Genomic DNA, 25,754 nt, shown 5'->3' with positions numbered 1-25,754 from the left:
TCTTCACTATCTCTAAGAACGAAAATGTAAAATTTATATCGCAGTATCAATGACTGATATTTGGCTGCCCCATATTTCATAACATGACTCACACCCGCAGGTTATGAAATTCATTGAAGTGTCAAGCCCGAGAATAAATTAGTGCAAATATACAATCAGGGAAAACGATCCACGAAATCTGTAACGCCAACATAAAAGACGAGCGGTAGCGAGTCCAGCCCACGTTTTTTGTGGGCGATTTTTAATGTGATTGTTATGCATTTGTTTGCCCAACAATTACATATTGACCAGGTGAAACTTTTATAGGATCAGGAAAGCCTTTACCTAACACCCTTTTACCATCGCTATTTTTACCCAGCTGATTATCGAATCCAATATTTACTACTTTTTCGAAGTGATTGTATGAAGCCCAAACGACAGTATTGATATATTTAATTGAACCATCTTGCTCTCTATTAACCGATTTATAAAATGTAGAGCTGACAAAACCTTCTTGCTTGCTGAAATACGACACATACTCATCGCGAACTTGCTGAGCAGTAGCCTCCATACCATTTGGAACTACAATTGTATTTATAACGCTAACTTGTTGTTCCATGATCTATTTCCTGTACTGATGCATAACGCCGGAATAAAGGGCCGAAATGTAGCGGCGAAGCCGCAGAATGTAGGTCCAGCCACGAAGTGGCGCCTTTGATTGTTTTGGTACGCCCAGCATGGGCGTGAACTAATGGGGTGAAAGTCCCCTGTAGGAAGATCACCGTTTAATGGGTTCCATTAAATGCTAACTACTAGCGAATGGCAACTGCAATACCGTGAGGTCTTGTGGGGAGGAAGCCGCTAGCAAAGCTACGAGCTGACGGACAGAAACAGCATATAAGGCTTAGCCTGGAGGCGAGGTGGCCAAGGACACCGAAGCCATGTGATCTAACGGGTAGAGTAAATGATGCAGTTGTGTAGTGAAAGTTCACGTTCTTATCTGGGGAGATCTGTTCAACCTGCTGCTGTAAAGCTGTCAGCGTGGCCGCTGACTCATAAGTAGGCCCAGCCCGCTAGCCACCATCGCGGGGGTAACCAAAATTGGTGGAACACAGCAGCGCCTCGGCCAGTAATGGGCAAGGTGATTGAACAGAAGTCAGCCGACGGCATAGTAGCCTAATGCCAAGATTAATACCTTGGATACGGTGAAGACCTGAACCCAAACTCCACGAGTTAAAAGACAGGGCTAGCCTACCGATGTGTTGCCAGCCGGATATAAAATTGACGTAGCGCACTGCCATGACACTCAACTCAAATGAAAATCTGCTTGAAACCATCCTCAGCAAAGAAAATCTTAATGCTGCATGGAAACACGTGCGAAGCAACAAAGGTGCCGCAGGCATTGACGGGATTACTCCAAACAAAAAGCATAAGCCGCCAACCCTATTGGGCATGATTCATGGGTATCCTATTCGTGCTGCGCCGATCGATCCCCGTTCGCCCTGTGTGCTGAGAGCCCTGCACGCCAAAAATAGACAAAATACTCCGTACAATTGTGCTTTGATGCCTCTCTGGTGAGTATGGCTTTTTATTTTACCGATCTCTCTCTCCCATATGATTCATGGGTGTCCTATTTATTCTTTTTACAGGCCGTTTTTGGGAGGGGCGATTTAAGTCGCAGGCTTTGCTGGATGAAAAAGCCCTCGCCGCTTGCATGGCCTATGTAGACCTAAACCCTATCCGCGCTAATATTGCCAAAACGCCTGAAGACTCTGATCACACCTCTATTCAACTGCGTATTCGCTCTGCAATCACCACTGAGCAACCCAAAAGTTTACTACCGTTTGTGTGGGGGATGAGCGTTTAAATATGCCAAAAGGGTTACCTTTTCATCTGGGCCACTATTTGGAGTTGGTGGATTGGAGTGGTCGGCATCTAGATCCCAGAAAGCGCGGCACTATCGCTGAGAATACCCCTCCTATACTTGAGCGCCTGGGTATTTCACCTGAGCACTGGCTTTACCTCAACCGAAATTTTGAAAGCCGATTTAAAGGATTGGTAGGGTCGGTTGAAGCAGTACGGAAAGCCTGTAAATTATTGAATAAACACTGGGCTCAAGGTGTGCTTGATTACCAGAAGTTTCTCTCTTACCCCTCATCTCAACTAAATTGAATCATTTTTTATCCCACCGATCGATACCTGTTCGTCCTGTGTGCTGAAAGCTCTGGACACCAAAAATAGATAAAATACTTCGCATATTCGTGCTTCGATGCTCTTCTGGCGAGCATGGCTTTTTATTTTGCCGACTTCCCTCTCTCCCATATGATTCATGGGTGTCCTATTTGTGTTTTCACTATTTGTGTTTTATTTGTGTTCCCTGGCAGTTACCTGCGGCTCGTCCGGTAAAAGTTACTGGCGAAGCGCAAAAACTGAGGGTATTCATATTGCGCTCAATAATGAGTTCTTCGAAGAGATGGGTTTGATTTCATTGCGAGATCGTTGGGTAGAGATTCATTACGGATAGGGAACCGCCCATTGCGGACCCGCACGATGGGTGGTGTGGGGGCCGGTAGCTAGAAACTACCGGCTACCCGATTTATAACTTATTTTGAAAAAACGTAAATGTTTGATCCGCCGCCATCTCCTCCAATAGAACTTACTATCCAGCCCTCCGAAGCAACAACAGCATAAGTAGGGTATGTGACATTTGATGCATCTGATTTCTTAACACAGTGTGTAGCTGCCCCACTTACTAGCCAATTAAGTGGAGTTCTACAGATAAGTTGATCAGATACATTTGATATTGATGAGGCTTCTAGCACAGAGATTCTTGCATTCTGAGCATTACTTTCATTCACCAAAACATCGAAATTCTCATTTACCTCAGATGCCAATGCCTTTCCACCTGAAAAGAATTCATTAGGAATCTCGATTTCCTCGGCTATTGCTGAAAACGAAAATGTAATTATCATAAAGGTTAGATATTTGTGCATATTATTTTACTCCCAGTTACTACTATCCCAATTAGAATCTCCCCAAGCCATACTTTCCGGCTTGGCATTATCAGAATTATCACTGCCAGAACTGTCACAGGCTGAAATGATAAACGCTAAAATCATACTCACTAAGTACTTCATGACTCTCCTTTGGTAAAACGCCTCAAAAACCTGCAGCAGGAACGCAGCGAAGCGGAGTGTAAGCTGTCGGGCTCCGAAGGCGCGGTTAATTGATTTTTTAGTTGCTTAACTTCCAAGTGCCTCATAGGAGACCCAGGCTAGAACTATAACTAAGCACCCAAAAGTAAACCAGTGATAGTTTTTGGCTGCCTGTAGGTCAACTGCAACCATCGGGACGTATAAAAATTTAAGAATGCCGCTAGATATAACGAGTCTGTAGAAAAACAGTTTTAGAAAAAGCTGTCATTCCTCAGAATCCTTCAATTAAAATTTCGGTCTAAATTTAGCGATACCACCAAATTTCTTTCATTGTATTAAATTTAAGCGTCTTGATGCCCTTAATTTATACTCAATCAGTGGATGCTGCCATATCTCATCAACTTTTCAAAGTTATGTACCAAGCAGAACATCTGCCATTGTCCCTGAACCTTACTTTTTCCTCGTAGCGAGAAGCGATTCAATCGCTTGTTGGTACCAATGTTCCCGAACACTGGCTCGACAACAGACATTCGATGTCCATAAATGGTCTTGCCTTCGATACTATCAACCCGCTTTTTCATCCAGTCAGTGGCTGTCCGTCCGTTTGTCCAATAGCTGGCGCGCAGTGAACGACCTACATGCTCTCTGCCAGCCACCCCTTGGCTGGCCAATGCCCGATAAATTTATAGAGAAAAATACCATACTTTCCCCACCAATTAACTATCTGACTGGCGCTCCACAATAGGGCAGCTGGCTTGCAGAACTTGTTGGCTTAAAGCGAAGGTACTCGAACGAAACTATGGTGCTAGTTTGTAAGAAGAACTCTCTAGAGGATTATGTTTAGGCAGAGATTGGTGCTTGCGACCTTTATAACAGATCTAGATGCCCACCAAACAAAGTGTATAAGCCGCCAATCCTATTGGACATGATTCATGGGTGTCCTATTTTATTTATTTAAGCGATTAGTCGACGCTGGCAAACCTAAAAAGGTCGCTCTGATTGCTTGCATGAGAAAGCAGATTACGATTCTGAATACGATGGTGAAAAATAACACCTACTGGGATAAAAATATGGCTTAATAACTTGACGAACAACCATAGTCACTTGTTATGTGTATTTTACGTGTCATCTCTCAATCTATTTCTGCACAATTTAATGAAGTCGGTGTAATCTAAATCAGTTTCCTGATGCAAAGCCTTCTCGAAAATACAACAAAGATTCCATAGAGCGCGTTCTTCTGCCGGATCTTCGACGCTGAGCTTATCAGAATCACTAAACCGACGGGTTAGCTCGAATAGAACCCATGCTTCATCTTCGGTAAGTGTTATCTTAACGTCTTTACTCATGATCTCTACTTACACATAACGCCGCTAGCAAGGGCAGCCGAAGCAACGTGTAGGCTGTCCAGCCCAGCCCCGAAGGGGTTGGGCGAGCTTGCCTAGCCTGGTTATGGCTGGCGCGCTCGGGACCGACTACTAGCACTTTGCCAGCCATAGTTTGGCTGGCCGCTGCCCAATATTTACGAGGGAAGAATACCGCACTTTCCCTAACCAATTCCTATCTTACTGGCAATCCGCGAAATTGCAGCGGACTGCCTCTTTTTACAACACCCGAGCGAACACTCTTGGAGCGAAACTGCCTGAATAGCAATCAGCAAAATTGCTCAATACCAGATGCTATTTAGTGGCACGAAACCTTCAGTTACCACGAAAAATCAATAAAACCGACCGCCACAATAACGCCTTTGTAACGGGCCGTGTTGTGGCGAAGCCACGCTTTTAGCGGTCCAGCCCGAAGGGCGATCGTTGACAAACTTGGTACGCCCAGCATGGGCGTGAACTAATGGGGTGAAAGTCCCCTGTAGGAAGATCACCGTTTAATGGGTTCCATTAAATGCTAACTACTAGCGAATGGCAACTGCAATACCGTGAGGTCTGGTGGGGAGGAAGCCGTGAGCAAGACTACGATCTGACGGACAGAAACATCATATAAGGCTTAGCCTGGAGGCGAGGTGGCCAAGAACACCGAAGCCATGTGATCTAACGGGTAGAGTAAATGATGCAGTTGTGTAGTGAAAGTTCACTTTCTTATCTGGGGAGATCTTTTCAACCTGCTGCTGTAAAGCTGTCAGCGTGGCCGCTGACTTATAAGTAGGCCCAGCCCGCTAGCCACCATCGCGGGGGTAAACAAAATTGGTGGAACACAGCGGCGCCTTGGTCAGTAATGATCAAGGTGATTAAACAGAAGTCAGCCGACGGCATAGTAGCCAAATGCCAAGATTAATACCTTGGATACGGTGAAGGCCTCAACCCAAAATCCACGAGTTAAAAGACAGGGCTAGCCTACTGATATGTTGCCAGCCGGATATAAAATTGACGTAGCGCACTGCCATGACACTCAACTCAAATGAAAATCTGCTTGAAGCCATCCTCAGCAAAGAAAATCTTAATGCTGCATGGAAACACGTGCGAAGCAACAAAGGTGCCGCAGGCATTGACGGGATTACTGTCGATAATTTTGTGCAGCACTTCAAGGCAGTTGGCGACGACCTCATCGAGACTATTCGACAGGGTCATTACCAGCCGCTTCCCGTCAGGCGCGTCTACATTCGCAAGCCAGATGGTGGCCAGCGTGGGCTCGGGATACCTACGATCTTTGATCGTGTTATTCAGCAGGCTATCGCCCAAATCATCGGTCCCAGTTTCGATAAAACCTTTTCGGAGTTCAGTTATGGATTCCGCCCAAAGCGATCACAGCATCATGCGGTGAAAAAGCTGCGAAAGTATATCGAGGGAGGGAAACGAATAGCACTGGATGTCGATTTATCTAAATTCTTCGATCGGGTAAATCATGATTTCCTCATGAGTTTACTTGGCCAAAGAATCAGCGATAAGCGCTTACTCAAACTGATCGCAAGCTACTTGCGTGCAGGAAGAGTAGAAGATGGATGCTGGAAAGCCTGTCATGAGGGGGTGCCACAAGGTGGCCCTTTATCGCCGCTGCTGTCTAATATTGTACTCGACCTGCTCGACAAAGAGCTGGAAAAACGCCAACACAATTTCGTCCGCTATGCGGACGATTTCGTAATTGTCGTTTCCTCTAAACGCTCAGGTGAGCGGGTTATGACGAGCATTAAACGCTTTGTTGAGCTCAAACTTAAGCTCAAAGTTAACGATGCTAAAAGCCAAGTAGTCCCCGTTAGTCGTTGTAAGTTTCTGGGTTTTTCTTTCCGTGGAGCAAAGCTTGTCTGGCATGATAAGTCACTGCGCCAATTTAAATACCACGTCCGTCAGATTACAGGACGATCCCGTGGCATTTCGATGGAAAAGAAACTGAAAGAACTTACCGTATACCTCCGTGGCTGGATCAACTATTTTGGAATAGCGCAAGGCTATCAAAAATGTATTGATCTAGACTGCTGGATACGGCGGCGATTAAGAATGAGCTATTGGAAGAATTGGCGCAGAGTGAGAACGAAAGTTAGAAATTTACTGCGTATGGGTGTGAGTGAATCTCTGTCAGTTACCTGCGGCTCGTCCGGTAAAAGTTACTGGCGAAGCGCAAAAACTGAGGGTATTCATATTGCGCTCAATAATGAGTTCTTCGAAGGGATGGGTTTGATTTCATTGCGAGATCGTTGGGTAGAGATTCATTACGGATAGGGAACCGCCCATTGCGGACCCGTACGATGGGTGGTGTGGGGGCCGGTAGCTAGAAACTACCGGCTACCCGATTTAAGAGTACGCTTCTTATAAGATGAGATCAGCAAACGCATTAATAACACGATAAGGACCGTCAATACGCCGGCATCCGCTCGGACCTTCATGAGATTTCATGTATTTAGCACACTCTTCACTGGAGTCATACTCGCCGAGAACCCTGGGGCTCTCTAGATTTCGGTAATGAATCCATGTCTCCTCGTCACCTGACATGTAATCCCAAACTGAAGCTACAACTGCAAATAAAAGTGCGGAAGCAAAAATGATCAGGGTTATTTTTTTATTGAGGGCTTGCATCATACCGTACTCTTAACGCTGAGCTAACCGGCAGCCAGTGCGAAGCACGCTTTTGGCTGTCCGACGGAGGCCGCTTGCGGCCGGAGTGTAGTTGAGCGTTTTGGTACGCCCAGCATGGGCGTGAACTAATGGGGTGAAAGTCCCCTGTAGGAAGATCACCGTTTAATGGATTCCATTAAATGCTAACTACTAGCGAATGGCAACTGCAACACCGTGAGGTTTTGTGGGGAGGAAGCCGCTAGCAAAACTACGAGCTGACGGACAGAAACATCATATAAGGCTTAGCCTGGAGGCGAGGTAGCCAAGCACACCGAAGCCATGTGATCTAACGGGTAGAGTAAATGATGCAGTTGTGTAGTGAAAGTTCACGTTCTTATCTGGGGAGATCTGTTTAGCTTGCTCCTGTGAAGCTGTCAGCGTGGCCGCTGACTCATAATTAGGCCCAACCCGCTAGCCACCATCGCGGGTATAGACAAAAATGGTGGGACACAGAAGCGCTTCGGTCAGCAATGATCAAGGTGATTAAACAGAAGTCAGCCGAGGGCATAGTAGCCAAATGCCAAGTTTAATACCTTGGACAGGGTGAAGGCCTGAACCCAAAATCCACGAGTTAAAAGACAGGGCTAGCCTACTGATATGTTGCCAGCCGGATATAAAATTGACGTAGCGCACTGCCATGACACTCAACTCAAATGAAAATCTGCTTGAAGCCATCCTCAGCAAAGAAAATCTTAATGCTGCATGGAAACACGTGCGAAGCAACAAAGGTGCCGCAGGCATTGACGGGATTACTGTCGATAATTTTGTGCAGCACTTCAAGACAGTTGGCGACGACCTCATCGAGACCATTCGACAGGGTCATTACCAGCCGCTTCCCGTCAGGCGCGTCTACATTCGCAAGCCAGATGGTGGCCAGCGTGGTCTCGGGATACCTACGATCTTTGATCGTGTTATTCAGCAGGCTATCGCCCAAATCATCGGTCCCAGTTTCGATAAAACCTTTTCGGAGTTCAGCTATGGATTCCGCCCAAAGCGATCACAGCATCATGCGGTGAAAAAGCTGCGAAAGTATATCGAGGGAGGGAAACGAATAGCAGTGGATGTCGATTTATCCAAATTCTTCGACCGGGTAAATCATGATTTACTCATGAGTTTACTTGGCCAAAGAATCAGCGATAAGCGTTTACTCAAACTGATCGCAAGCTACTTGCGCGTAGGCTGGGTAGAAGATGGATGTTGGCAAGCGTGTTATGAGGGGGTGCCGCAAGGTGGCCCTTTATCGCCGCTGCTATCCAATATTGTACTCGATCTGCTCGACAAAGAGCTGGAAAAACGCCGACACAATTTCGTCCGCTATGCGGACGATTTCGTGATTGTCGTTTCCTCTAAACGCTCAGGTGAACGGGTTATGGCCAGCATCAAACGCTTTGTTGAGCGCAAGCTTAAACTCAAAGTTAACGATACTAAAAGCCAAGTAGTCCCCGTTAGCCGGTGTAAGTTTCTGGGGTTTTCTTTCCGTGGAGCAAAGCTTGTCTGGCATGATAAGTCGCTGCGCCAATTTAAATATCACGTCCGTCAGATTACAGGGCGATCCCGTGGTATTTCGATGGAGAAGAAAATGAAAGAACTTACCGTATACCTCCGTGGTTGGATCAACTATTTTGGGATAGCGCAAGGCTATCAAAAATGTATAGATCTAGACTGCTGGATACGACGGCGATTAAGAATGAGCTATTGGAAGAATTGGCGCAGAGTGAGAACGAAAGTTCGAAATTTACTGCGTATGGGTGTGAGTGAATCGCTGTCAGTTACCTGCGGCTCGTCCGGTAAAAGTTACTGGCGAAGCGCAAAAACTGAGGGTATTCATATTGCGCTCAATAATGAGTTCTTCGAAGAGATGGGTTTGATTTCATTGCGAGATCGTTGGGTAGAGATTCATTACGGATAGGGAACCGCCCATTACGGACCCGCACGATGGGTGGTGTGGGGCCGGTAGCTAGAAACTACCGGCTACCCGATTATGGTTGTTCTTGCCCGATTCTGATGTTGAAAATCCTTTTCGTTAACGGGTAAATTGAGACCCACCTTCGGCGGCCACCGAAGGCCTTGTTTATCACAGTTCGCTGCTTGGCTGGTTCGTAAAAGACCGATAACAAGTATGAACGTGATAAGCACTCACTAGGCATAACTCGGATAGTCATGTGGGCCTCGAGCCCGAATAGCAAGGCGGAGATAGCTTATCTTATGGAACCTCAAGAGATCAATGTCGGTATCGATACCAGCAGTAAACAACTCGATATTTATGTGAGACCTACTGGCCAGTTCTTTAGTGTTGCCAATGATAAAAATGGCATTAAAGATGCCATTAAACAACTACAACCTCTTAAACCTCAAAGAGTATTAATAGAGTCTACGGGAAGGCTCGAGTTAGAGTTTGTTTGCGCCGCCGACAAAGCCGGATTACCTATTGTTGTTTGCAATCCTTCGCAGATAAGGAGCTTCGCTAAATCTGCAGGGCGCCTCGCCAAAACTGACAAGCTAGATGCAATGGATATTGCACATTTTGGTGAGGCCATGAAGCCAGGGCTGTCGGTGCTAAAACCAGAAAAGCTTAGGGAGATCAGTGACTTACTGGCTGTAAGAAGTCAGTGTTTAGAGATGAGTACAATGCAAAAGAATCGGCTTCAGAGGATGCCGAAATCAGTACACAAACCTATCCAGACCATTCTAAACACCATCAAGAAAGAGTTACAAGGTATCGACAAGCAACTGGAAAAACTGGTTAACAGTGTGTCCGAGTGGCGGCAAAGGCGTGACCTATTGTTGAGTGCCAAAGGGGTCGGAAATGTATTGGCCTATACGTTAATGAGTGAACTTCCTGAGCTAGGACAATTGAACCGTAAAGAAATCGCTGCACTTGTCGGTATCGCCCCGATGAACCGTGATAGCGGCAACTTCCAGGGCAAACGATATATTCGAGGTGGAAGGCATCGCGTACGCACGGTTCTTTTTGTTTCCATCATGTCGGTCATACAACATCATCCCAAACTAAAGCCCATGTATAAGCGATTAGTCGACGCTGGCAAACCTAAAAAGGTTGCTCTGGTTGCCTGCATGAGAAAGCAGATTACGATCCTGAATACAATGGTGAAAAACAACACCTACTGGGATGAAAGTATGGCTTAAAAACTTGACGAGTAACCATAGTCACTTGTTATGCATTCGATTTAATCCCATATAAACGTGAACAATCCTTCCAGAAAGAATTAACGAAGCCAGGTTCATTATCAAAGTAACTTTCGAAGAAGTAGTTATGAAACCATGCCATTGGGTAAGCGTAAAGCTCTCCATCGTCGCCTAGCTCACGCACCCAAAAATCGGGCGTTCTTGAATCCACGATATCAAACTGCTCAGGCTCATATAAATAAGGTTCTCCTTCATCACAAATAATTCGATAGGAATCACCTTCTATACCAAGAACGACATACTCTTTATCGACGGTCATATTATCCGCTTGATCGTCTAACTTCTTCTTAAACTTAACTCTCATAGTGATGATGCATAACGCCCGCAGCATGCGCGGCTTTGAAATGAAGGCGAAGCCGAAATGGAAAAGCCGTCGCTGTGCCTGCGATTGTTATGTAGCGGCCTATCCATCAGCTTGTGACCTTGGTCAGATATAGAGTTGTAGTCACTAACTATTGTCTGAACTTCTCGATTTACCATACACCAGACCCAAGTAAGCTACCGGCCAAATGAGGGGACCAATAATGTACCCTTTCAAGATAAGCGTGTAGTTGGTTTTTTCCTTTATCCAATCACCAAATAGGGCAAAGAACAAGGCAATTGCCATAAAACTTAAAAAGTACATCAGGAAAGCTTTTACTACTGGATGTACGGATTTAATCTGCATTGAAAGGTCCTAGACACATAACGCCCCGCACAAGGGCAGACAAATAAGCGCAGCGTTTTGGCTGTCCCAGCGACCGAAGGGAGCGATTGCTGCGGTTTGTTATAAATCATTTGTAGAAACTGTAGCACCACAATGTATGCAACTTACCCTACCTGTAAACCAGTGAAACACAACGGACGACCAGCTTTTGTGTATAGAGGCAGGATGAACCCCATGCATACCCTGAATGGTTAAACACTTGTTGCAATTCGGGCAACGCACCCAAAACGCCAATACAAAATGAATAATTGCAAACAAGAAAAAACCGCCAAAGATCAAATAGTAGATGGGCATCTCATAAGTAACATCGAAGTAACCAAGAACAAAGGATGCAATCATACCCCCAAGAAACAACCAAGTAATATATGTGGCTATTGCATTCAGCTTTCCGAGCACAAAACTCTCCAAGATTTATAACAGTTATATAGTAATCATTCTGATCACTATTATCCTGATTACTATCCTGGAATCAATCTTACGCCTTGGCTAAAAAATGTTATTCAAATCAAAAGATTACTAGCTTTTATGTCAGTCGTACCAATTGTAAAAATGATCACTTTGACTACTATCCCCAAAAAAGACTACCTTTGTAACTCATTGTATTTCATCAAGTTTTTTCCTGATAAAGCTATTCTTCAAAAATAACAGTCAAGATGATCAAAAATATCTCTGTATGCCCATTAATTGTTAGCGACCGTTAGTGCAGATAGGGCTGGAATTGAGCAACAGCTATGGCCTGGGTATTTCAAATGTATAGAGCCGCTGAATAATTTCATGATACTTCTGGCTAACCGGGCGTTTCACAATCAAGACGCGGTTCGACGCAAATGTCTGCACCGTTACAACGTCGTGGTTCAGGTTGCTAATAACTCTACAAGCGTCGAAGGGTGTGTCTTGAAGGCGATAGCTGCTGCATTACGGTGTTTGCAAAGAATTAGGTCCATTTGCGGCGAGTTGCGCTTACTGCTTGTAGCTTTCAAGGTGCGCAAAGAATGGGTGACTCCGTTGAGATTGCCTTGAGCATTTACGTTTCAGGGTTTGTATCAATTAACGTTCTTGATGGAGAGTAGGGCTATTCCGGGGCTGTTTAATCCACTTATGAATACCTCCCTGGAGTGGTCAAAAGCCTCGGTTTTATCAATTTACTTAAAGAATAATCTTTAGTTGAGACTTATCGGCCGAGGGGCTTTTTGCGTAAGGTATTCAAGAGCATCTAATTGGTTTCACTCTTTCAGGCCGCGGCTGCCTGACTTATAAGTCTATAACTCAAAATGGCCAGTTCCGTTTATGACTAGTTCCGATACCGTCCAATCCATACACTGGTAGTCAGAAACGAGAGAGACTTATGAAGATTGATGCAGCAGTTTGCTCCAGTGCGCGATTGGCCCGAGACCGGCGCTTTGATGGGCGCTTCTATACCGCAGTGAAAACAACCGGCATTTTCTGCCGCCCGATCTGTCCCGCTCGGCCTCCGCTGGAGCGCAATGTTACTTATTTTGAGACTGCTGCCGAGGCGGCCAATGCGGGCTTTAGGCCCTGCCTGCGCTGTCGCCCCGATTCTGCGCCGGGCAGCCCAGCTTGGGGATTGGTGTCGACCACCGTGCAGCGCGCTTTAAAACTGATGCGCAGTGAGCGCGAGCCTCAATCTGTAGAGCGATTGGCAGAGCGTCTCGGGGTCAGCAGCCGTTATTTACGCCGTCTGTTCTCTGAGCACCTGGGGGTAAGCCCCTTAGCGGTCTGGCAAACCGAGCGGGCACTGTTTGCTTTTCGTTTACTGCGAGATACGGACCTGCCTATTGCTGAAATCGCTTACGAGTCTGGTTTTAACAGCTTGAGACGCTTTAACGGCGTATTCAAACAGATCTATCAGCGCACCCCATCCGAGGTGCGCAGGGAGGCGCACGCAGAGCGCGCGGAGAAGGCGAGTGCGACTCGGGTGCGGTTGTACCTGGATTACCGCCCGCCATTAGATTGGCAACAACTCCTGGCTTTCTTGGGAACTCGCGCTTTGGCGGGGGTAGAGCAGGTGGAGGGGGAGGTCTATTCACGCAGTTTCGAACTGGATGCCTGTCGCGGCGTGATGGAGGTTTCCCATGATCCGGAACGAAATCGCCTGGTGGTGGAAGTTTTTGGTCAGGAAGGTGGGGCAGGGTTATATCTACTGAACCAGCGCCTGCGCCGGCTGTTTGATCTGGATGCGGATATTGAGGAGATCCAGACAGTATTAAATGAAGATCCACTGCTGGCGGATCAGTTGGCGAAGAATCCGGGCCTGCGCTTGCCCGGTGCCTGGGACCCATTCGAATATGCACTGCGGGCGATTCTCGGTCAGCAGATCAGTGTCGCGGCGGCGACCACTATTGCCGGACGTATCGTGGCCCGCTACGGGGAGTCGTTTGTGGACGATGCTGGCAGAGAGCGGTTTTTATTCCCAACGGTGGAGCGTCTCGCTGAGGCGGACTTTGCCGATCTGGGCTTGACCCGGGCTCGGGTGAAAACCCTACAGGAGTTTGTCGCCGCAACTTTGGATGGCCGTGTGAGTTTTGCCGATCAGTCCCTGGAGGACTGGTGCAGCCAAGCAACGGCACTGCCGGGTATTGGCGATTGGACGGCGCATTATATTGCTATGCGGGGCCTGTCGATGCCGGATGCTTTCCCCGCGTCGGATTTGGGTATTCTGCAAGCCTTGGGCAGTGATGGTGAAAAGGCAAAACCCAAGCAGGCCCTGGAGCGGGCAGAGCAGTGGCGGCCCTGGCGGGCATATGGAGCCATTTTGTTGTGGCAGTCCCTGAAATCTGGAGAGAAAAAATGATTGTCTATGAGAGTTACACCACGGAATTGGGGGATGTTGCCATCGCGGCCTGCGAGCAAGAGGGAGAGGGTCTCTCCCGAGGTATAGTTGCACTCCAGTTTTATGACGATGAACGACCATTGCGTTTGGGGGCCGGTTGGCAGCGGGGCGCCTCGGAGCTGACAGATTTGGCCGCCCAGCAGTTGCGGGAATATATCGCCGGCCAGCGCAAAAGCTTTGATTTGCCTCTGGCGCCAAAGGGTACTGAATTTCAGTGCCGAGTTTGGGATGCGCTGTTGCAAATTCCCTTTGGCGAAACCCGCAGTTACAGCCAGCAAGCCCGGTGGCTGGGCCAGCCACGGGCTATTCGCGCAGTGGCGCGGGCCAATGGTGCGAACCCGATTGCCATCGTTATTCCCTGCCACCGTGTAATCGGAGCTAATGGCAGCCTTACCGGCTACGCCGGCGGCCTGTCTTTGAAAGCGCGCTTGCTCACTCTTGAGGGTGCCAACTTTGTTCAGCAGGGCGAGCTGCTCTAGCGGGTAATATTGGGAAAAGCGCAATCATCTCTCCCTAGCCACGGCCTCTTTGGCGCGAGATAATAAGCGGTTCATAATCATATCGAGCCGGAGGCCAAATGCTGTACAGATTGGGGGATAAACAGCCACAACTGGAAGGTGAGGGCCACTATATTGCGCCCGGTGCCCATGTGATTGGAGATGTGCGTATGCTTGCGCACAGCTCCGTATGGTTTAACGCAGTGGTGCGCGGTGACTGTGCGCCGATCACTATCGGTGAATACAGCAACGTACAGGATGGCTCGGTATTGCATGCCGATGTGGGTGTGCCATTAACCATCGGCACCGGTGTCACCGTAGGCCATAAAGTGATGCTGCACGGCTGTGACATTGGTGATTACAGCCTGATTGGTATCAATGCCGTGATCTTAAACCGGGCCAAAATCGGCAAGTGCTGTATCATTGGCGCCAATGCGCTGGTGACCGAGGGCACAGAAATCCCCGATTACTCTATGGTGCTGGGCTCTCCCGGCAAGGTAGTAAAATCTCTCGATCCCGCCACCTACGAGCTGCTCAAAGCCAGCAGCGATCACTATGCGGCCAACGGCAAACATTTCGCCAGTGAACTGGTCCCGCTTGAGGCTAAAGATGTCTGAACAACCGGTAAAAACCGTGGAGCCGAAAGAGCGCCCGGTGAAATCCCCCTGTATCTCCGTATGTGCCCTGAATGAGCAGGACCTGTGCGAGGGCTGTTTTCGCAGTGGTAACGAAATCAGCCGTTGGGGCTCCATGAACAATGATGAGCGCCGTGCAGTGTTAAAGCTCTGCACCGAGCGCGCGCGGCAAATGGGCCGAATCTGGTAAACAATCGATAGCGCTTTGTCGGGGCCGGGCCTCGCAGGGCCCGGAACTAAATGCGACTATGACCCAACCCTTTGTCCACCTAAGAATTCACTCAGAATTTTCCCTGATCGATGGCCTGGTAAGAATCAAGCCGGCCATCGCCCGCGCCCAGGAGCTGGAAATGCCAGCCCTGGCGATTACCGACCAGTGCAACCTCTACGGGCAGATTAAATTCTACCGGGCCTGTTTGGGCTCCGGTATCAAGCCGATTACCGCAGCGGATTTTTGGCTCAGCGAAGGCGGCGAGGGCAAGCCCACGCTGATCACGCTCTATGCGATGAACGCCGATGGCTACCGCAATATTACCGAGCTGATTTCCCGCGCCTGGATGGAAGGCCAGTACCACGGTAACGCCTATATCAAGCGCGAATGGGTTAAGGAGTACAGCGAAGGGGTGCTGATGCTGTCCGGTGCCAAGTACGGCGATGTGGGCCGTGCCCTGGTAGCGGGGCGCCGCGCCCAAGCAGAGGAGCTGGCACGGGAGTGGGCGGAGTTATTTCCCGGCCGCTACTACCTGGAGTTACAGCGCACCGGTCGCGCCGGCGATGAGGACTACCTGCACTCGGCGGTGAAGTTGGCCCAGAACCTGAACTTGCCAGTGGTAGCCACTAATGACGTGCGCTTTATGGACGAGAGCGAGTTCGAGGCCCACGAGGTGCGCGTTTGTATCCACGAAGGCCGCGCCCTCGATGACCCTCGCCGCGAACGCCGCTATTCCGCGCAGCAGTATTTCCGCACACCGGAAGAGATGTGGGAGCTGTTTAGCGATATCCCCGAAGCCCTGGAAAACACTGTGGAGATCGCCAAGCGCTGCTCTGCACCGATCCAGTTGGGTAAATACTTCCTGCCGGAATATCCGATTCCCGAGGGCATGACCGAAGACCAGTTCTTCGAAAAGGTCTCCTATGAAGGTATGGAGCGGCGCCTCGCCACCATCCTCGACAAGTCCGCTGCGGACTATGCCGAGCGCCGCCAGATCTACGAAGACCGCCTGCGCTTTGAGCTGGATATCATTATCCAGATGGGATTCCCCGGTTACTTCCTGATCGTAATGGACTTTATCCAGTGGGCCAAAGACCACGATATCCCGGTGGGCCCGGGGCGGGGTTCCGGTGCCGGTTCCCTTGTGGCCTACTCGCTGGACATTACCGATCTGGACCCACTGCAATACGATCTGCTGTTCGAACGATTCCTGAACCCGGAGCGGGTGTCGATGCCTGACTTCGATATCGACTTCTGTATGGAGAAGCGCGACCGGGTAATTGGCTACGTTGCGGATAACTATGGCCGCCAAGCGGTTAGTCAGATTATTACCTTCGGAACCATGGCCGCGAAGGCGGTGGTGCGGGACGTGGCGCGGGTACAGGGCAAGTCCTACGGCCTCGCCGACAAGCTGTCCAAAATGATTCCCCCCGATGTGGGCATGACCCTGCAAAAGGCCTTCGACCAGGAAGAGATCCTGCGGGAATTTCTCGACCACGACGATGAGGGCCAGGAAATCTGGGAGATGGCCCTGCAACTCGAAGGGGTCTCCCGTAACGTGGGTAAGCACGCCGGTGGTGTGGTTATTGCCCCCACCAAGCTCACCGATTTTGCGCCGCTCTACTGTGACGAGACTGGCGCGGGTCTGGTAACCCAGTTTGATAAAAACGATGTGGAAGATGCGGGTCTGGTGAAGTTCGACTTCCTCGGCCTGCGGACGCTGACCATCATCGACTGGGCCAAGCGCATGGTGGACGAGACCCGTGCGCGAGAGGGTGAGGAACCCCTGGATATTGCCGCGCTGCCGCTGGACGATGAAGAAACCTTCAAAATGCTCAAAAGGGCAGAGACCACGGCGGTATTCCAGCTGGAATCCCGGGGTATGAAGGACCTGATCAAGCGCCTACAGCCGGACAACCTGGAAGATATGATCGCCCTGGTGGCCCTGTTCCGTCCGGGTCCGCTGCAATCGGGCATGGTTGATGACTTTATTAACCGTAAGCACGGTCGCGCCCAGGTGGCCTACCCGGATGCCAAATACCAGCACGAGAAACTGCAACCGATCCTGGAGCCCACTTACGGGGTTATTGTTTACCAGGAACAGGTTATGCAGATTGCCCAGGAGTTGGCGGGCTATACCCTCGGTGGCGCCGACCTGTTGCGCCGGGCGATGGGCAAAAAGAAACCGGAGGAAATGGCCAAACAGAGGGCCACTTTTGAAAATGGGGCAAAAGAGCAAGGAATTGACCCCGAACTTGCGATTAAGATCTTCGACCTGGTAGAGAAGTTCGCAGGCTATGGTTTTAACAAATCGCACTCTGCGGCTTACGCACTGGTGTCATACCAGACCGCTTGGCTGAAAGCGCACTATCCCGCCCAGTTTATGGCGGCGACCATGTCTTCGGATATGGATAAGACCGATAAGGTGGTGACCTTTATCGAAGAGTGCCGAGCCATGGAGCTGGTGCTGGTGCCGCCGGATGTGAATCTGGGCAGCTTCCAGTTCTCGGTGGATATCGACAATCGCATTATCTACGGTCTCGGTGCGATTAAGGGCCTGGGTGAAGGTCCGATTGAAAATATTATTGCGGCGCGGGAAGAGGGCGGTCCTTTTACCGATTTGTTCGACTTCTGTTCGCGGGTTGACCCACGCAAGGTGAACAAGCGCGCGCTGGAGGCGCTGGTGCGCTCAGGGGCACTGGACAGCATAGGCCCGGATACCAATGGTGCCGACGGATTGGATTACTCCCGTGCAGTGCTGTTTAACGCGCTGGATGAAGCGGTAAAAGCGGCGGAACAGCAAAAGGCCAATGCCAATGCGGGCATGATGGACCTGTTTGGCGAAGTGGTGCCCCAGGCATCCGAAGGCGATGTGTACGAGGATTTCCGCCGCACACGCTGCTGGAGTATCCGCGAGCGCCTGGAAGGTGAAAAGAATACCCTGGGTCTGTATCTCACCGGGCACCCGATTGACGAGTATGCCGGTGAGTTACAACACCTGGTGAAGGCGCGAATCGCCGATTTGAAACCCGGCCGGGAATCGCAAAAAGTTGCGGGCCTGGTTGTGGCGATGCGGGTAATGAAAACAAAACGCGGTGATTCCATGGCTATTGTCACCCTGGATGACCGCAGTGGCCGTATTGAAGCGGCCATGTTCAGCGAAGCCTTTGGCGAACACAGGGATAAGTTGGCCAAAGATGCATTGCTGGTATTGGATGGACCGGTTGCCACTGACGATTACAGTGGCGGCCTGAAGATGACAGTAAACAGCGTTTCCACGCTCGATGAGTTGCGCCAGAGCCGGGTGACCGGGGTGCGCTTGCGAGTGGATAGCGGCAGTGTGGCACCGGGGCTGGCCAAGCGGCTGGCCGCTTGCCTGCAACCCTATACCGGTGGTCAGTGCGGGGTCAGCCTTGAGGTTTCCCGCCATGATGCCCGGGGTTTGTACCGATTGCCGCCGCAGTGGAACGTGGAACCAAACGACCAGATGGTCCAGTCCCTCAGGGAACTGTTGGGACGTGAGCAGGTGGCGCTTCAATACGCACAACGGCGTTAAAATCTACCGGGCTCGACTGGCTGGTTCTGTACAGTTAAGCTATGCCGCTGTGATAGCCCGGTGGTAACAAAAAGAGTTAAAGGCGCAGATTTCATGAATTTTAATTTTCTCGAGTTTGAGCAGCCAATTGCAGAGCTGGAAGGCAAGATAAAAGAGCTGCAGCTTGTGGGTGATGACAACGAGCTGAATATCGCCGATGAAGTTACCCGGTTGCGGGAGAAGAGTAGAACTTTGACCGAGTCCATCTACTCCGACCTGAGCCCGTGGCAGGTCGTACAGGTAGCCCGCCATCCGCAACGTCCCTATTCAAAAGACTATATCGAGCGTTTGTTTACCGATTGGGATGAGCTGCACGGCGACCGCCACTTTGGTGATGACAAGGCGATTATCGCCGGTATCGCGCGCTTAAATGGCAAGCCGGTAGCGGTGATTGGTGAAGAGAAAGGCCGCTCTGTAAACGAGAAGGTTGCGCGTAACTTTGGTATGCCGAAGCCGGAGGGTTACCGCAAAGCCCTGCGTGTTATGGAAATGGCCGAGCGCTTTAAAATGCCGGTGCTGACCCTGATCGACACCCCGGGAGCCTATCCGGGTATCGACAGTGAAGAGCGCGGTATCAGTGAAGCCATCGCCCAGAACCTGGCAGTGATGTCCCGCCTGCGCACGCCGATTATTTGTACCGTGATTGGTGAAGGTTCCTCCGGTGGTGCACTGGCGATCGGTGTGGGTGACCAGCTGAACATGCTGCAATACTCCACCTACTTTGTGATTTCCCCTGAGGGTTGCGCCAACATTATCTGGAAAACGGTCGAGAAAGCGCCTTTGGCCGCTGAGGCGATGGGGGTGACTTCCAGCGTGTTGGAAGAGTTGGGTATTGTGGATGAAACCATCCCCGAGCCCCTCGGTGGTGCTCACCGCGATCCGGATGCAATGGCCACTAGCCTCAAAGAGCGTCTCAGCGAGCAGCTGGATCAGCTGAGCAGTATCCCCATTGATGAGCTGCTGGAGAAGCGCTATCAGCGCCTGATGAGCTACGGCAATATCGTTTCCTAAGCTATTTTTTTGCTTTAGGGAGTTGTTCAGAGGCTCCCTAGATCCTTCCCCTGCCGCGCCAAGAGTATAAACTTATTGCCCTTGTGCGCGGTTGGTGCTTCCTTCCTGACGCCTGCTTTCCCTTCTCATAGATACTTGCGGCTGTGTGTTATTTTTGTGTGGCCGAGCTCTCCCTTCGTCGCTTCTTTTCTGAAAAATCTATTATTTACCGGGCTTCCTTAGGTAATAGCTGTCGACATAGATAGGTTATTAAACCCTCGGGAAGCCTGAAAAGAGAAATAAAGTACTACAAACAGTGTGATCTACTCTTGTGAGCGGAGCCGTTGAGGGAGAGGCTCTATTGGCTGGTAGCAGACAGTCTGGAGCTTGGCGGCCGCTGTATGTCCACGCTGCCCCCATTTTGAACCCCCTTATCGAAAAGGCCTCTGAGACGGCGCTGCCTCCATGATAGAAAGTACCAACAATAAAGATTGGTGCAAAAGGCACAGGTTTGCCCGGCTGAAAATATCGACCGGTGAAGCCTGTGAGCTGAAGTCTCAGGATTAATAATTATGGCAATAATGCAGAGTAATACAGCAACGGATGCTGCGCAGATACCGACGGGTGACCAGTCGGGGCACAGGTTTGCCCTGGTGGCGCTGACCTCACTATTTTTTATGTGGGGCTTTATCACCTGCCTGAATGATATTTTGATTCCCTACTTGAAAGGGATTTTCGAGCTGAACTATGCCCAGGCAATGCTGGTGCAGTTCTGCTTTTTTGGTGCTTATTTCCTGGTTTCCCTGCCTGCCGGTGCCCTGGTCAGTAAAATTGGTTATCAGAAAGGGATTGTGACCGGCTTAAGTATTTCGGTAGTTGGCTGTTTGCTGTTTATCCCCGCTGAAAGAATGGAAGTTTATGCATTGTTCCTCGGTGCTCTGTTTATTCTGGCTTCCGGTATTACTATTTTACAGGTTTCCGCCAACCCTTATGTGACAGCACTGGGCGATGAGCGCACGGCGCCCAGCCGCCTGACCCTGACCCAAGGCTTTAACTCTCTGGGCACCACTATCGCCCCTCAATTTGGTGCATTGCTGATTTTACCCGCTGCCGGTGTTGCAGCGGGTGCTGCCAGCGCTGCTGTTATTGAAGTACCTTACCTGATCCTGGCCTCCGCGCTGGCGATCCTGGCTATTGTTTTCGCATTTTTGAATTTGCCGGCAATTGTCAGTAGTGCAACTTCTGAGTCTGTTTCCAATACTGAAGCCGCTTCCGCCTGGAGCTACCGTCACTTGGTGTTGGGCGCGATCGCTATTTTTGTCTACGTGGGTGCCGAAGTCTCTATCGGTAGCTTCCTGGTGAACTTTATCGCTGAGGATTCCATTGCCGGTTTGGAAGAGTCTGAAGCCGCCTTCTATATCTCCCTGTATTGGGGTGGCGCTATGGTCGGTCGCTTTGCCGGCGCTTTAATTATGCGCTTTATCTCTGCTGGCAAAGTGCTCGCAATCTGCTCTATCGGCTCCTGTGTACTGCTGTTGATTACTGTTACGGGTAGCGGCTATCTGGCGATGTGGGCGGTACTGGCTGTGGGTCTTTGCAACTCTATTATGTTCCCGACTATCTTTAGTTTGGCGCTGGCCAAGCTGGGCCCATCGACCAGTCAGGGCTCCGGAATCTTATGCCTGGCCATTGTAGGCGGTGCCATTGTGCCGTTGTTACAGGGGCTTCTGGCTGACCAAATTGGTATCCAATTGGCGTTCGTTCTGCCGATCTTCTGTTACCTCTATATTCTCTACTACGGTCTCTCAGGACACCGTACAGATAAACGCGCTTAAGTTTTCTTTTCTTCTCTTCTGAGCTCGTTTGCCGGCATTTTTATGCCGGCTTTTTTGTGTCCGGAATAAATGTGCAATTTGAAATGTATTGGATTGTGGGGGGTACCGGCGATCCCTGCCAGTTTTAGAGAGGTTGGGGGTTAGGAAGCTTGGGGGGCAGTTAGATCAGACTGTTTGTTGGAATCGAGAAACTCTTTAATCGGTAAGCGATAGTTGCGGCTTACTTTCAGCTTTGCACCGCTGCTCAGGGTGAGAAAGTACTCGCCTTTGGTTAAAACCTTGATATGTACAATAAAGTTCAGGTTAACCAGTGTGGATCTGTGAATGCGTTTAAAAGTGTCTGGGCAGAGTTGTTTTTGCAGGTCTTTAATAGTGCTGCGCATTACATGGGTTTCCCCTTTGGCATGCACACACATATAGTCACCCGCCGCATCGATCCACTCGATATCCGGTTGGTTAACCATTGTGATACTGCCTCGGTCTTTAATGGCGAGACGCTGGGTTGAAGCAGCGGCGTTCTCTCCGCTTGATGCTTTGCTGGCACTGCTTTCGAAAGATCGCATCAGGCGATTTTTCTCTTCCTGATGACCATCCTCTCCTTTGGATAACATCTGTGCCTGGCGCTGTCGGGCGCGGTCGAGGGCGGTTTCCAGTCGGCGCGGGTCCAATGGCTTGAGCACATAGTCAACCGCGTGGACTTCAAAAGCCTTAAGGGCGTATTGGTCGTAGGCTGTGGCAAAGATTACTAAGGGCATGGTGTCAGCCTGCAGGTTGCGCACCACATCAAAACCGTTCATTCCGGGCATCTGCACATCGAGAATGAGTAGGTCCGGGTTGTGCTCTGAAACTGCTTGGACAGCTTCCCGGCCATTGCGACAACAGGCGAGAATATCCAGGTCCTTGCGTTCTTCGAGCATACTTTTCAGTAGTCTTAAAGCCAGGGGCTCGTCGTCCACCAGTACGACGCTGAGCTTGCTCATTGAACTTCTCCCTGTGTCAGGTGGGTTGATGGGTTGGAAATTTCCAGTGGAATATTGATGAGTACTTGCATGCCGCCATCAGAGTTTTTGTTTTGTTCTATTTTGAAATCTTGTGGGTAGAGCGTCGACAGGCGTTCGCGTACGTTTTTGAGGCCCACTCCCGTTGAGGAGGACTCCGGGTCACATTCGCTGGCAAAGTGATCTGGGCAGCCGGTGTCATAGACTTCCAGTACCAGGCGATCATCGGTGTTGTGAGCGTGGATGCCGATAGTGCCCCCCATTTCGTTGGGGGCTATGGCATATTTCACCGAGTTTTCTACCAGTGGTTGCAGCAACATGCTGGGCACTTGTGCGCGGCGTACGGTTTCATCGATCGACAGGTCTACGGACAACCTGTCGGCAAAGCGGGTTTTTTCAATCTCCAAATAAAGCAATACCGCCTCGATCTCTCGTTCAAGCTCAACTTTCTGCATGGGGTCTTCTTTTAGGGAGAGCCTTAAAAAATCACTGAGACGCACAACCATTTCCCTCGCTTCATCAGCTTGCTGGAATCGAATTAGGGCGTTAATGGAATTGAGCGTATTGAAGAGAAAGTGGGGGTTGAGCTGGTAGCGCAACATTTTTAGTTGCGCTTCATTGGCGATGGCCTCTGCTTGGAGTCTGCGGAGTTGCTCCCGTTCATGTACTGCTGCGACCTCCAGCATTTTTTTGTGCTCTTCATTGAGTAGGAAGTGATATTTTACCCCGCAGTAGAGGGCGCTCCAGAATAAAAATACAAATAAAGAAGCGTAATACCAGCCGCCGAACTCAGACCAGATAGAGTGTTCACCACTGAGGCGTATATAGGCCTCCATACGAACCAGGGTCCATATTCCGGAAATAACAGCGACAGCCAGAAGGTAGATCACGGTGCGGAAAGCGAGTTCTGATTCCCAGGCGACATCAAAAATCGGTTTTAGAAACAGGGATAATAAAAATGCAATAGCGCACTGGAATACTGTATTGACTGGCTCGAAGTGTGGCCACTCAGTAGGGGAGTGCCACAGGGTCAGTGAAAGAAAAGTGACCAGTAGTATGCCAACCCAGCTGACCAGCTGCAGTTTCCAAAACCAGCGGGTCGACTGAATATCAGTGTTTGGTCTCGTATCTAGACGGGTCGAGTACTGCATGATGTCCCGCGTATTTAGTATTGTGAAAAGGACGGGATAGACGCTCATCGTCGCGTTCATTATTATCTGCCGAATATTACCCTGCAGAAACGTGACCCGCCAGAGGTGATAGCGCCACACTTCCGGCTCACCCTTGAGAAAGTCCTTTTTATCTGATTTCGGGGTGAATAGTCGAGTAATTTTCGGCAATCTCGATTCAGAAGACAACACTCCTCTCTTTTTTAAAAGTGATTTAATCGGCCCGGACTCCTCCAGTTCCAACGATCAGTGGTACACCGGTTTATTCAGCTGGCTACTAATAGATTGTCTACCTGGTCAAAAATGGTAATTTGAAATTTGGTTGAGTGGATAGGTAGTTGTCGTTAAGTGTGGTAAAAATGTACAGGGCCTTTTACGGCTTGAATGAATCCACAGTCGCAGGAGCGATACTGACTTCTGCCAATAAATATGTGGTGGCGGAAAAAGTTCCGGGTGAATGGACCAGCCGCTGGTAAGAAATAGTTTAGATTTGGGGATCGGTTTCCGATGAGCCAGATGTTGCCCGAACCGGGGTTCTCCTCGAGCGAGATGGCTAAATATGATACTGATACCCGTGCCGAAGTAGCGGCCGGCGTCGCCCCGCGCTATATCAATTTAATTGCACTTACGTCCCTATTTCTGATTTGGGGATTTATTACCGGCCTGAACGATGTGCTGGTTCCGCACTTAAAAAATGTTTTTGAGCTGAGTTACACCAAAGCTGTCTTGGTGCAGTTTTACTTTTTTGCTGCTTACTTCCTGGTATCTGTGCCGGCAGGTATGCTGTTGAGGCGGGTTGGCTATCAGCTTGGGCTGGTGCTCGGGCTTTTGGTGGCCTGTGCAGGTTGCCTGGTCTTTATTCCCGCTGCCCGCCTGCAAATCTACGAAGTCTTCTTGCTGGGGCTGTTTGTCCTTGCCTCTGGTATTACTCTGCTGCAGGTTTCCGCAAATCCCTATGTTATTGCGCTGGGAAGTGCTCGCACGGCGCCCAGTCGATTGAATTTAACCCAGGCTTTTAACTCCCTGGGAACTACCTTGGCACCGGTGATTGGTGGCGCAGTTTTCTTTGCGGGACTCACTATTACCGCCGACCCGGATACAGCGGCAAGCATTATTGAGTTCAGGGCCCGGGAAGCGGCTTTAGTTGAGACCCCGTATTTCTGGTTAGCAGTGCTTCTACTGGTGATGGTCGCTTTCTTCTCCTGGATCAGGTTGCCGGCTATTCCCGAGCACCAACAGGGTGGTGGAGCGGATGGTCACGATGTGTTTTCTCTGTGGCGCTTCCCCCGCTTAACCCTGGGGGCTGTAGGTATTTTTGCCTATGTGGGTGCAGAGGTGGCTATTGGCAGTTTCCTGGTGAGTTTCTTTGGTGAACCATCAGTGGCAAAGATGGCTCCTTTTGAAGCGTCAAAGTATGTCTCTTATTACTGGGGCGGAGCGATGATCGGGCGCTTTGCCGGGGCTTTTTTGTTGCGCTTTGTTTCTGCGGGTAAAACACTGGCGGTTTGTGGCCTGGGTTCGGTGGTGCTTATTGCAATCGCGATGATGACGTCAGGCCCGATCGCGGTCTGGTCCATAGTTGCAGTGGGCCTGTGCAACTCGATTATGTTCCCGACTATATTCAGCCTGGCCTTGCGTGGGCTAGGCAAGCATACCAGTCAGGGTAGTGGTGTCCTGTGTATGGCAATTGTCGGCGGTGCAATTATTCCTCTATTCCAGGGGATGCTGGCTGATAGTGCCGGTATCCAGTATTCATTTTTGGTACCTCTGGTGTGTTACTGCTACATCGTTTATTACGGTGCTTTTTCACGAACCCTGCGCGGTAGCGCGGTGGAGTAGAACCTTCATTTATCCTTTCCGCCTTGTCTGTG

Annotated in this window: 24 protein-coding genes and 2 pseudogenes; 16 read left to right on the top strand and 10 right to left on the bottom strand. The window is 49.9% G+C overall.

The window, feature by feature from the left end; all coding sequences use genetic code 11:
• Window positions 1-253 precede the first annotated feature (253 nt).
• The gene (locus ACJJIE_RS10780) at window positions 254-598 is read right to left on the bottom strand and encodes an antibiotic biosynthesis monooxygenase family protein (RefSeq protein WP_444894585.1); all 345 of its coding nucleotides are present in this window, start codon (window positions 596-598) and stop codon (window positions 254-256) included.
• 680 nt (window positions 599-1,278) lie between these two features.
• Here ACJJIE_RS10780 and ACJJIE_RS10775 point away from each other — a divergent pair.
• From ACJJIE_RS10775 to ACJJIE_RS10760, 4 genes are all read left to right on the top strand, one after another.
• The gene (locus tag ACJJIE_RS10775; protein ID WP_444894584.1) at window positions 1,279-1,557 is read left to right on the top strand and encodes a hypothetical protein; all 279 of its coding nucleotides are present in this window, start codon (window positions 1,279-1,281) and stop codon (window positions 1,555-1,557) included.
• Between the two features lie 43 nt (window positions 1,558-1,600).
• Window positions 1,601-1,846: a hypothetical protein gene (locus tag ACJJIE_RS10770; protein WP_444894583.1), complete on the top strand. Its 246-nt coding sequence runs from the start codon at window positions 1,601-1,603 to the stop codon at window positions 1,844-1,846.
• A 2-nt stretch (window positions 1,847-1,848) separates the two neighbouring features.
• Entirely contained in the window at window positions 1,849-2,151 is a 303-nt protein-coding gene (locus ACJJIE_RS10765) for a hypothetical protein (RefSeq protein WP_444894582.1), read from the top strand.
• A 172-nt stretch (window positions 2,152-2,323) separates the two neighbouring features.
• The gene (locus tag ACJJIE_RS10760; RefSeq protein WP_444894581.1) at window positions 2,324-2,503 is read left to right on the top strand and encodes a hypothetical protein; all 180 of its coding nucleotides are present in this window, start codon (window positions 2,324-2,326) and stop codon (window positions 2,501-2,503) included.
• Window positions 2,504-2,582: 79 nt separating this feature from the next.
• Here ACJJIE_RS10760 and ACJJIE_RS10755 read toward each other — a convergent pair whose 3' ends face one another.
• The 3 genes and pseudogenes from ACJJIE_RS10755 to ACJJIE_RS10745 form a co-directional block, all read right to left on the bottom strand.
• Window positions 2,583-2,972, bottom strand: a complete 390-nt coding sequence (locus ACJJIE_RS10755) for a hypothetical protein (RefSeq protein WP_444894580.1) — start codon at window positions 2,970-2,972, stop codon at window positions 2,583-2,585.
• A 6-nt stretch (window positions 2,973-2,978) separates the two neighbouring features.
• Complete coding sequence (locus tag ACJJIE_RS10750; RefSeq protein ID WP_444894579.1) at window positions 2,979-3,116, bottom strand: hypothetical protein; 138 nt, start codon at window positions 3,114-3,116, stop codon at window positions 2,979-2,981.
• Between the two features lie 392 nt (window positions 3,117-3,508).
• A pseudogene (locus ACJJIE_RS10745) lies at window positions 3,509-3,781 on the bottom strand (transposase); the annotation flags it as partial.
• Window positions 3,782-4,087: 306 nt separating this feature from the next.
• On the opposite strand from ACJJIE_RS10745, the pseudogene ACJJIE_RS10740 reads away from it, so the two are divergent.
• A pseudogene (locus tag ACJJIE_RS10740) lies at window positions 4,088-4,213 on the top strand (IS110 family transposase); the annotation flags it as partial.
• Window positions 4,214-4,252: 39 nt separating this feature from the next.
• Here the strand turns inward: ACJJIE_RS10740 and ACJJIE_RS10735 are convergent.
• The gene (locus ACJJIE_RS10735; protein ID WP_444894578.1) at window positions 4,253-4,480 is read right to left on the bottom strand and encodes a hypothetical protein; all 228 of its coding nucleotides are present in this window, start codon (window positions 4,478-4,480) and stop codon (window positions 4,253-4,255) included.
• Window positions 4,481-5,524: 1,044 nt separating this feature from the next.
• Here ACJJIE_RS10735 and ltrA (ACJJIE_RS10730) point away from each other — a divergent pair.
• Entirely contained in the window at window positions 5,525-6,796 is a 1,272-nt protein-coding gene (gene ltrA, locus ACJJIE_RS10730) for a group II intron reverse transcriptase/maturase (protein ID WP_444894577.1), read from the top strand.
• Between the two features lie 87 nt (window positions 6,797-6,883).
• Here the strand turns inward: ltrA (ACJJIE_RS10730) and ACJJIE_RS10725 are convergent, their stop codons facing one another.
• The gene (locus tag ACJJIE_RS10725; protein ID WP_444894576.1) at window positions 6,884-7,153 is read right to left on the bottom strand and encodes a hypothetical protein; all 270 of its coding nucleotides are present in this window, start codon (window positions 7,151-7,153) and stop codon (window positions 6,884-6,886) included.
• A 673-nt stretch (window positions 7,154-7,826) separates the two neighbouring features.
• On the opposite strand from ACJJIE_RS10725, the gene ltrA (ACJJIE_RS10720) reads away from it, so the two are divergent.
• Entirely contained in the window at window positions 7,827-9,098 is a 1,272-nt protein-coding gene (gene ltrA / locus ACJJIE_RS10720) for a group II intron reverse transcriptase/maturase (protein ID WP_444894575.1), read from the top strand.
• A 296-nt stretch (window positions 9,099-9,394) separates the two neighbouring features.
• The gene (locus ACJJIE_RS10715; RefSeq protein ID WP_444894574.1) at window positions 9,395-10,336 is read left to right on the top strand and encodes an IS110 family RNA-guided transposase; all 942 of its coding nucleotides are present in this window, start codon (window positions 9,395-9,397) and stop codon (window positions 10,334-10,336) included.
• Window positions 10,337-10,364: 28 nt separating this feature from the next.
• Here the strand turns inward: ACJJIE_RS10715 and ACJJIE_RS10710 are convergent, their stop codons facing one another.
• A complete protein-coding gene (locus tag ACJJIE_RS10710; RefSeq protein ID WP_444894573.1) occupies window positions 10,365-10,700 on the bottom strand; it encodes a hypothetical protein in 336 nt (111 codons plus the stop codon).
• A 144-nt stretch (window positions 10,701-10,844) separates the two neighbouring features.
• The gene (locus ACJJIE_RS10705; protein ID WP_444894572.1) at window positions 10,845-11,063 is read right to left on the bottom strand and encodes a hypothetical protein; all 219 of its coding nucleotides are present in this window, start codon (window positions 11,061-11,063) and stop codon (window positions 10,845-10,847) included.
• A gap of 1,384 nt (window positions 11,064-12,447) precedes the next feature.
• Between ACJJIE_RS10705 and ACJJIE_RS10700 the strand changes: the two genes are divergently transcribed.
• The 7 genes from ACJJIE_RS10700 to ACJJIE_RS10670 all read left to right on the top strand — a co-directional run bounded on the left by ACJJIE_RS10700 (window position 12,448) and on the right by ACJJIE_RS10670 (window position 21,716).
• On the top strand, window positions 12,448-13,914 hold the full coding sequence (locus ACJJIE_RS10700) for an AlkA N-terminal domain-containing protein (RefSeq protein ID WP_444894571.1): 1,467 nt from the start codon (window positions 12,448-12,450) through the stop codon (window positions 13,912-13,914).
• Window positions 13,911-14,432, top strand: a complete 522-nt coding sequence (locus ACJJIE_RS10695) for a methylated-DNA--[protein]-cysteine S-methyltransferase (RefSeq protein WP_444894570.1) — start codon at window positions 13,911-13,913, stop codon at window positions 14,430-14,432. Before ACJJIE_RS10700 ends, ACJJIE_RS10695 begins: the two co-directional genes overlap by 4 nt.
• Before the next feature lie 98 nt (window positions 14,433-14,530).
• On the top strand, window positions 14,531-15,067 hold the full coding sequence (locus tag ACJJIE_RS10690; protein WP_252085074.1) for a gamma carbonic anhydrase family protein: 537 nt from the start codon (window positions 14,531-14,533) through the stop codon (window positions 15,065-15,067).
• Window positions 15,060-15,275: a DUF1289 domain-containing protein gene (locus tag ACJJIE_RS10685; RefSeq protein WP_108732299.1), complete on the top strand. Its 216-nt coding sequence runs from the start codon at window positions 15,060-15,062 to the stop codon at window positions 15,273-15,275. The genes ACJJIE_RS10690 and ACJJIE_RS10685 overlap by 8 nt, the downstream gene beginning before the upstream one ends.
• A 58-nt stretch (window positions 15,276-15,333) precedes the next feature.
• On the top strand, window positions 15,334-18,852 hold the full coding sequence (gene dnaE, locus ACJJIE_RS10680) for a DNA polymerase III subunit alpha (protein ID WP_444894569.1): 3,519 nt from the start codon (window positions 15,334-15,336) through the stop codon (window positions 18,850-18,852).
• 93 nt (window positions 18,853-18,945) lie between these two features.
• On the top strand, window positions 18,946-19,902 hold the full coding sequence (locus ACJJIE_RS10675) for an acetyl-CoA carboxylase carboxyltransferase subunit alpha (RefSeq protein WP_444894568.1): 957 nt from the start codon (window positions 18,946-18,948) through the stop codon (window positions 19,900-19,902).
• 551 nt (window positions 19,903-20,453) lie between these two features.
• The gene (locus ACJJIE_RS10670; protein WP_413664876.1) at window positions 20,454-21,716 is read left to right on the top strand and encodes a sugar MFS transporter; all 1,263 of its coding nucleotides are present in this window, start codon (window positions 20,454-20,456) and stop codon (window positions 21,714-21,716) included.
• 140 nt (window positions 21,717-21,856) lie between these two features.
• On the opposite strand, the gene ACJJIE_RS10665 is transcribed toward ACJJIE_RS10670, so the two are convergent.
• Window positions 21,857-22,696 carry a LytR/AlgR family response regulator transcription factor gene (locus tag ACJJIE_RS10665; protein ID WP_444894567.1) on the bottom strand — a complete coding sequence of 280 codons (840 nt, stop codon included), beginning with the start codon at window positions 22,694-22,696 and terminating at the stop codon, window positions 21,857-21,859.
• Complete coding sequence (locus ACJJIE_RS10660) at window positions 22,693-23,865, bottom strand: sensor histidine kinase (protein WP_282931795.1); 1,173 nt, start codon at window positions 23,863-23,865, stop codon at window positions 22,693-22,695. Before ACJJIE_RS10660 ends, ACJJIE_RS10665 begins: the two co-directional genes overlap by 4 nt.
• Before the next feature lie 525 nt (window positions 23,866-24,390).
• Here ACJJIE_RS10660 and ACJJIE_RS10655 point away from each other — a divergent pair.
• Window positions 24,391-25,722, top strand: a complete 1,332-nt coding sequence (locus ACJJIE_RS10655) for a sugar MFS transporter (RefSeq protein ID WP_282931796.1) — start codon at window positions 24,391-24,393, stop codon at window positions 25,720-25,722.
• The last annotated feature ends 32 nt before the right edge of the window (window positions 25,723-25,754 follow it).

This window comes from Microbulbifer maximicatervae (SeqCode), from assembly GCF_052467325.1.
This window is presented reverse-complemented; position numbering and strand designations above follow the sequence as displayed.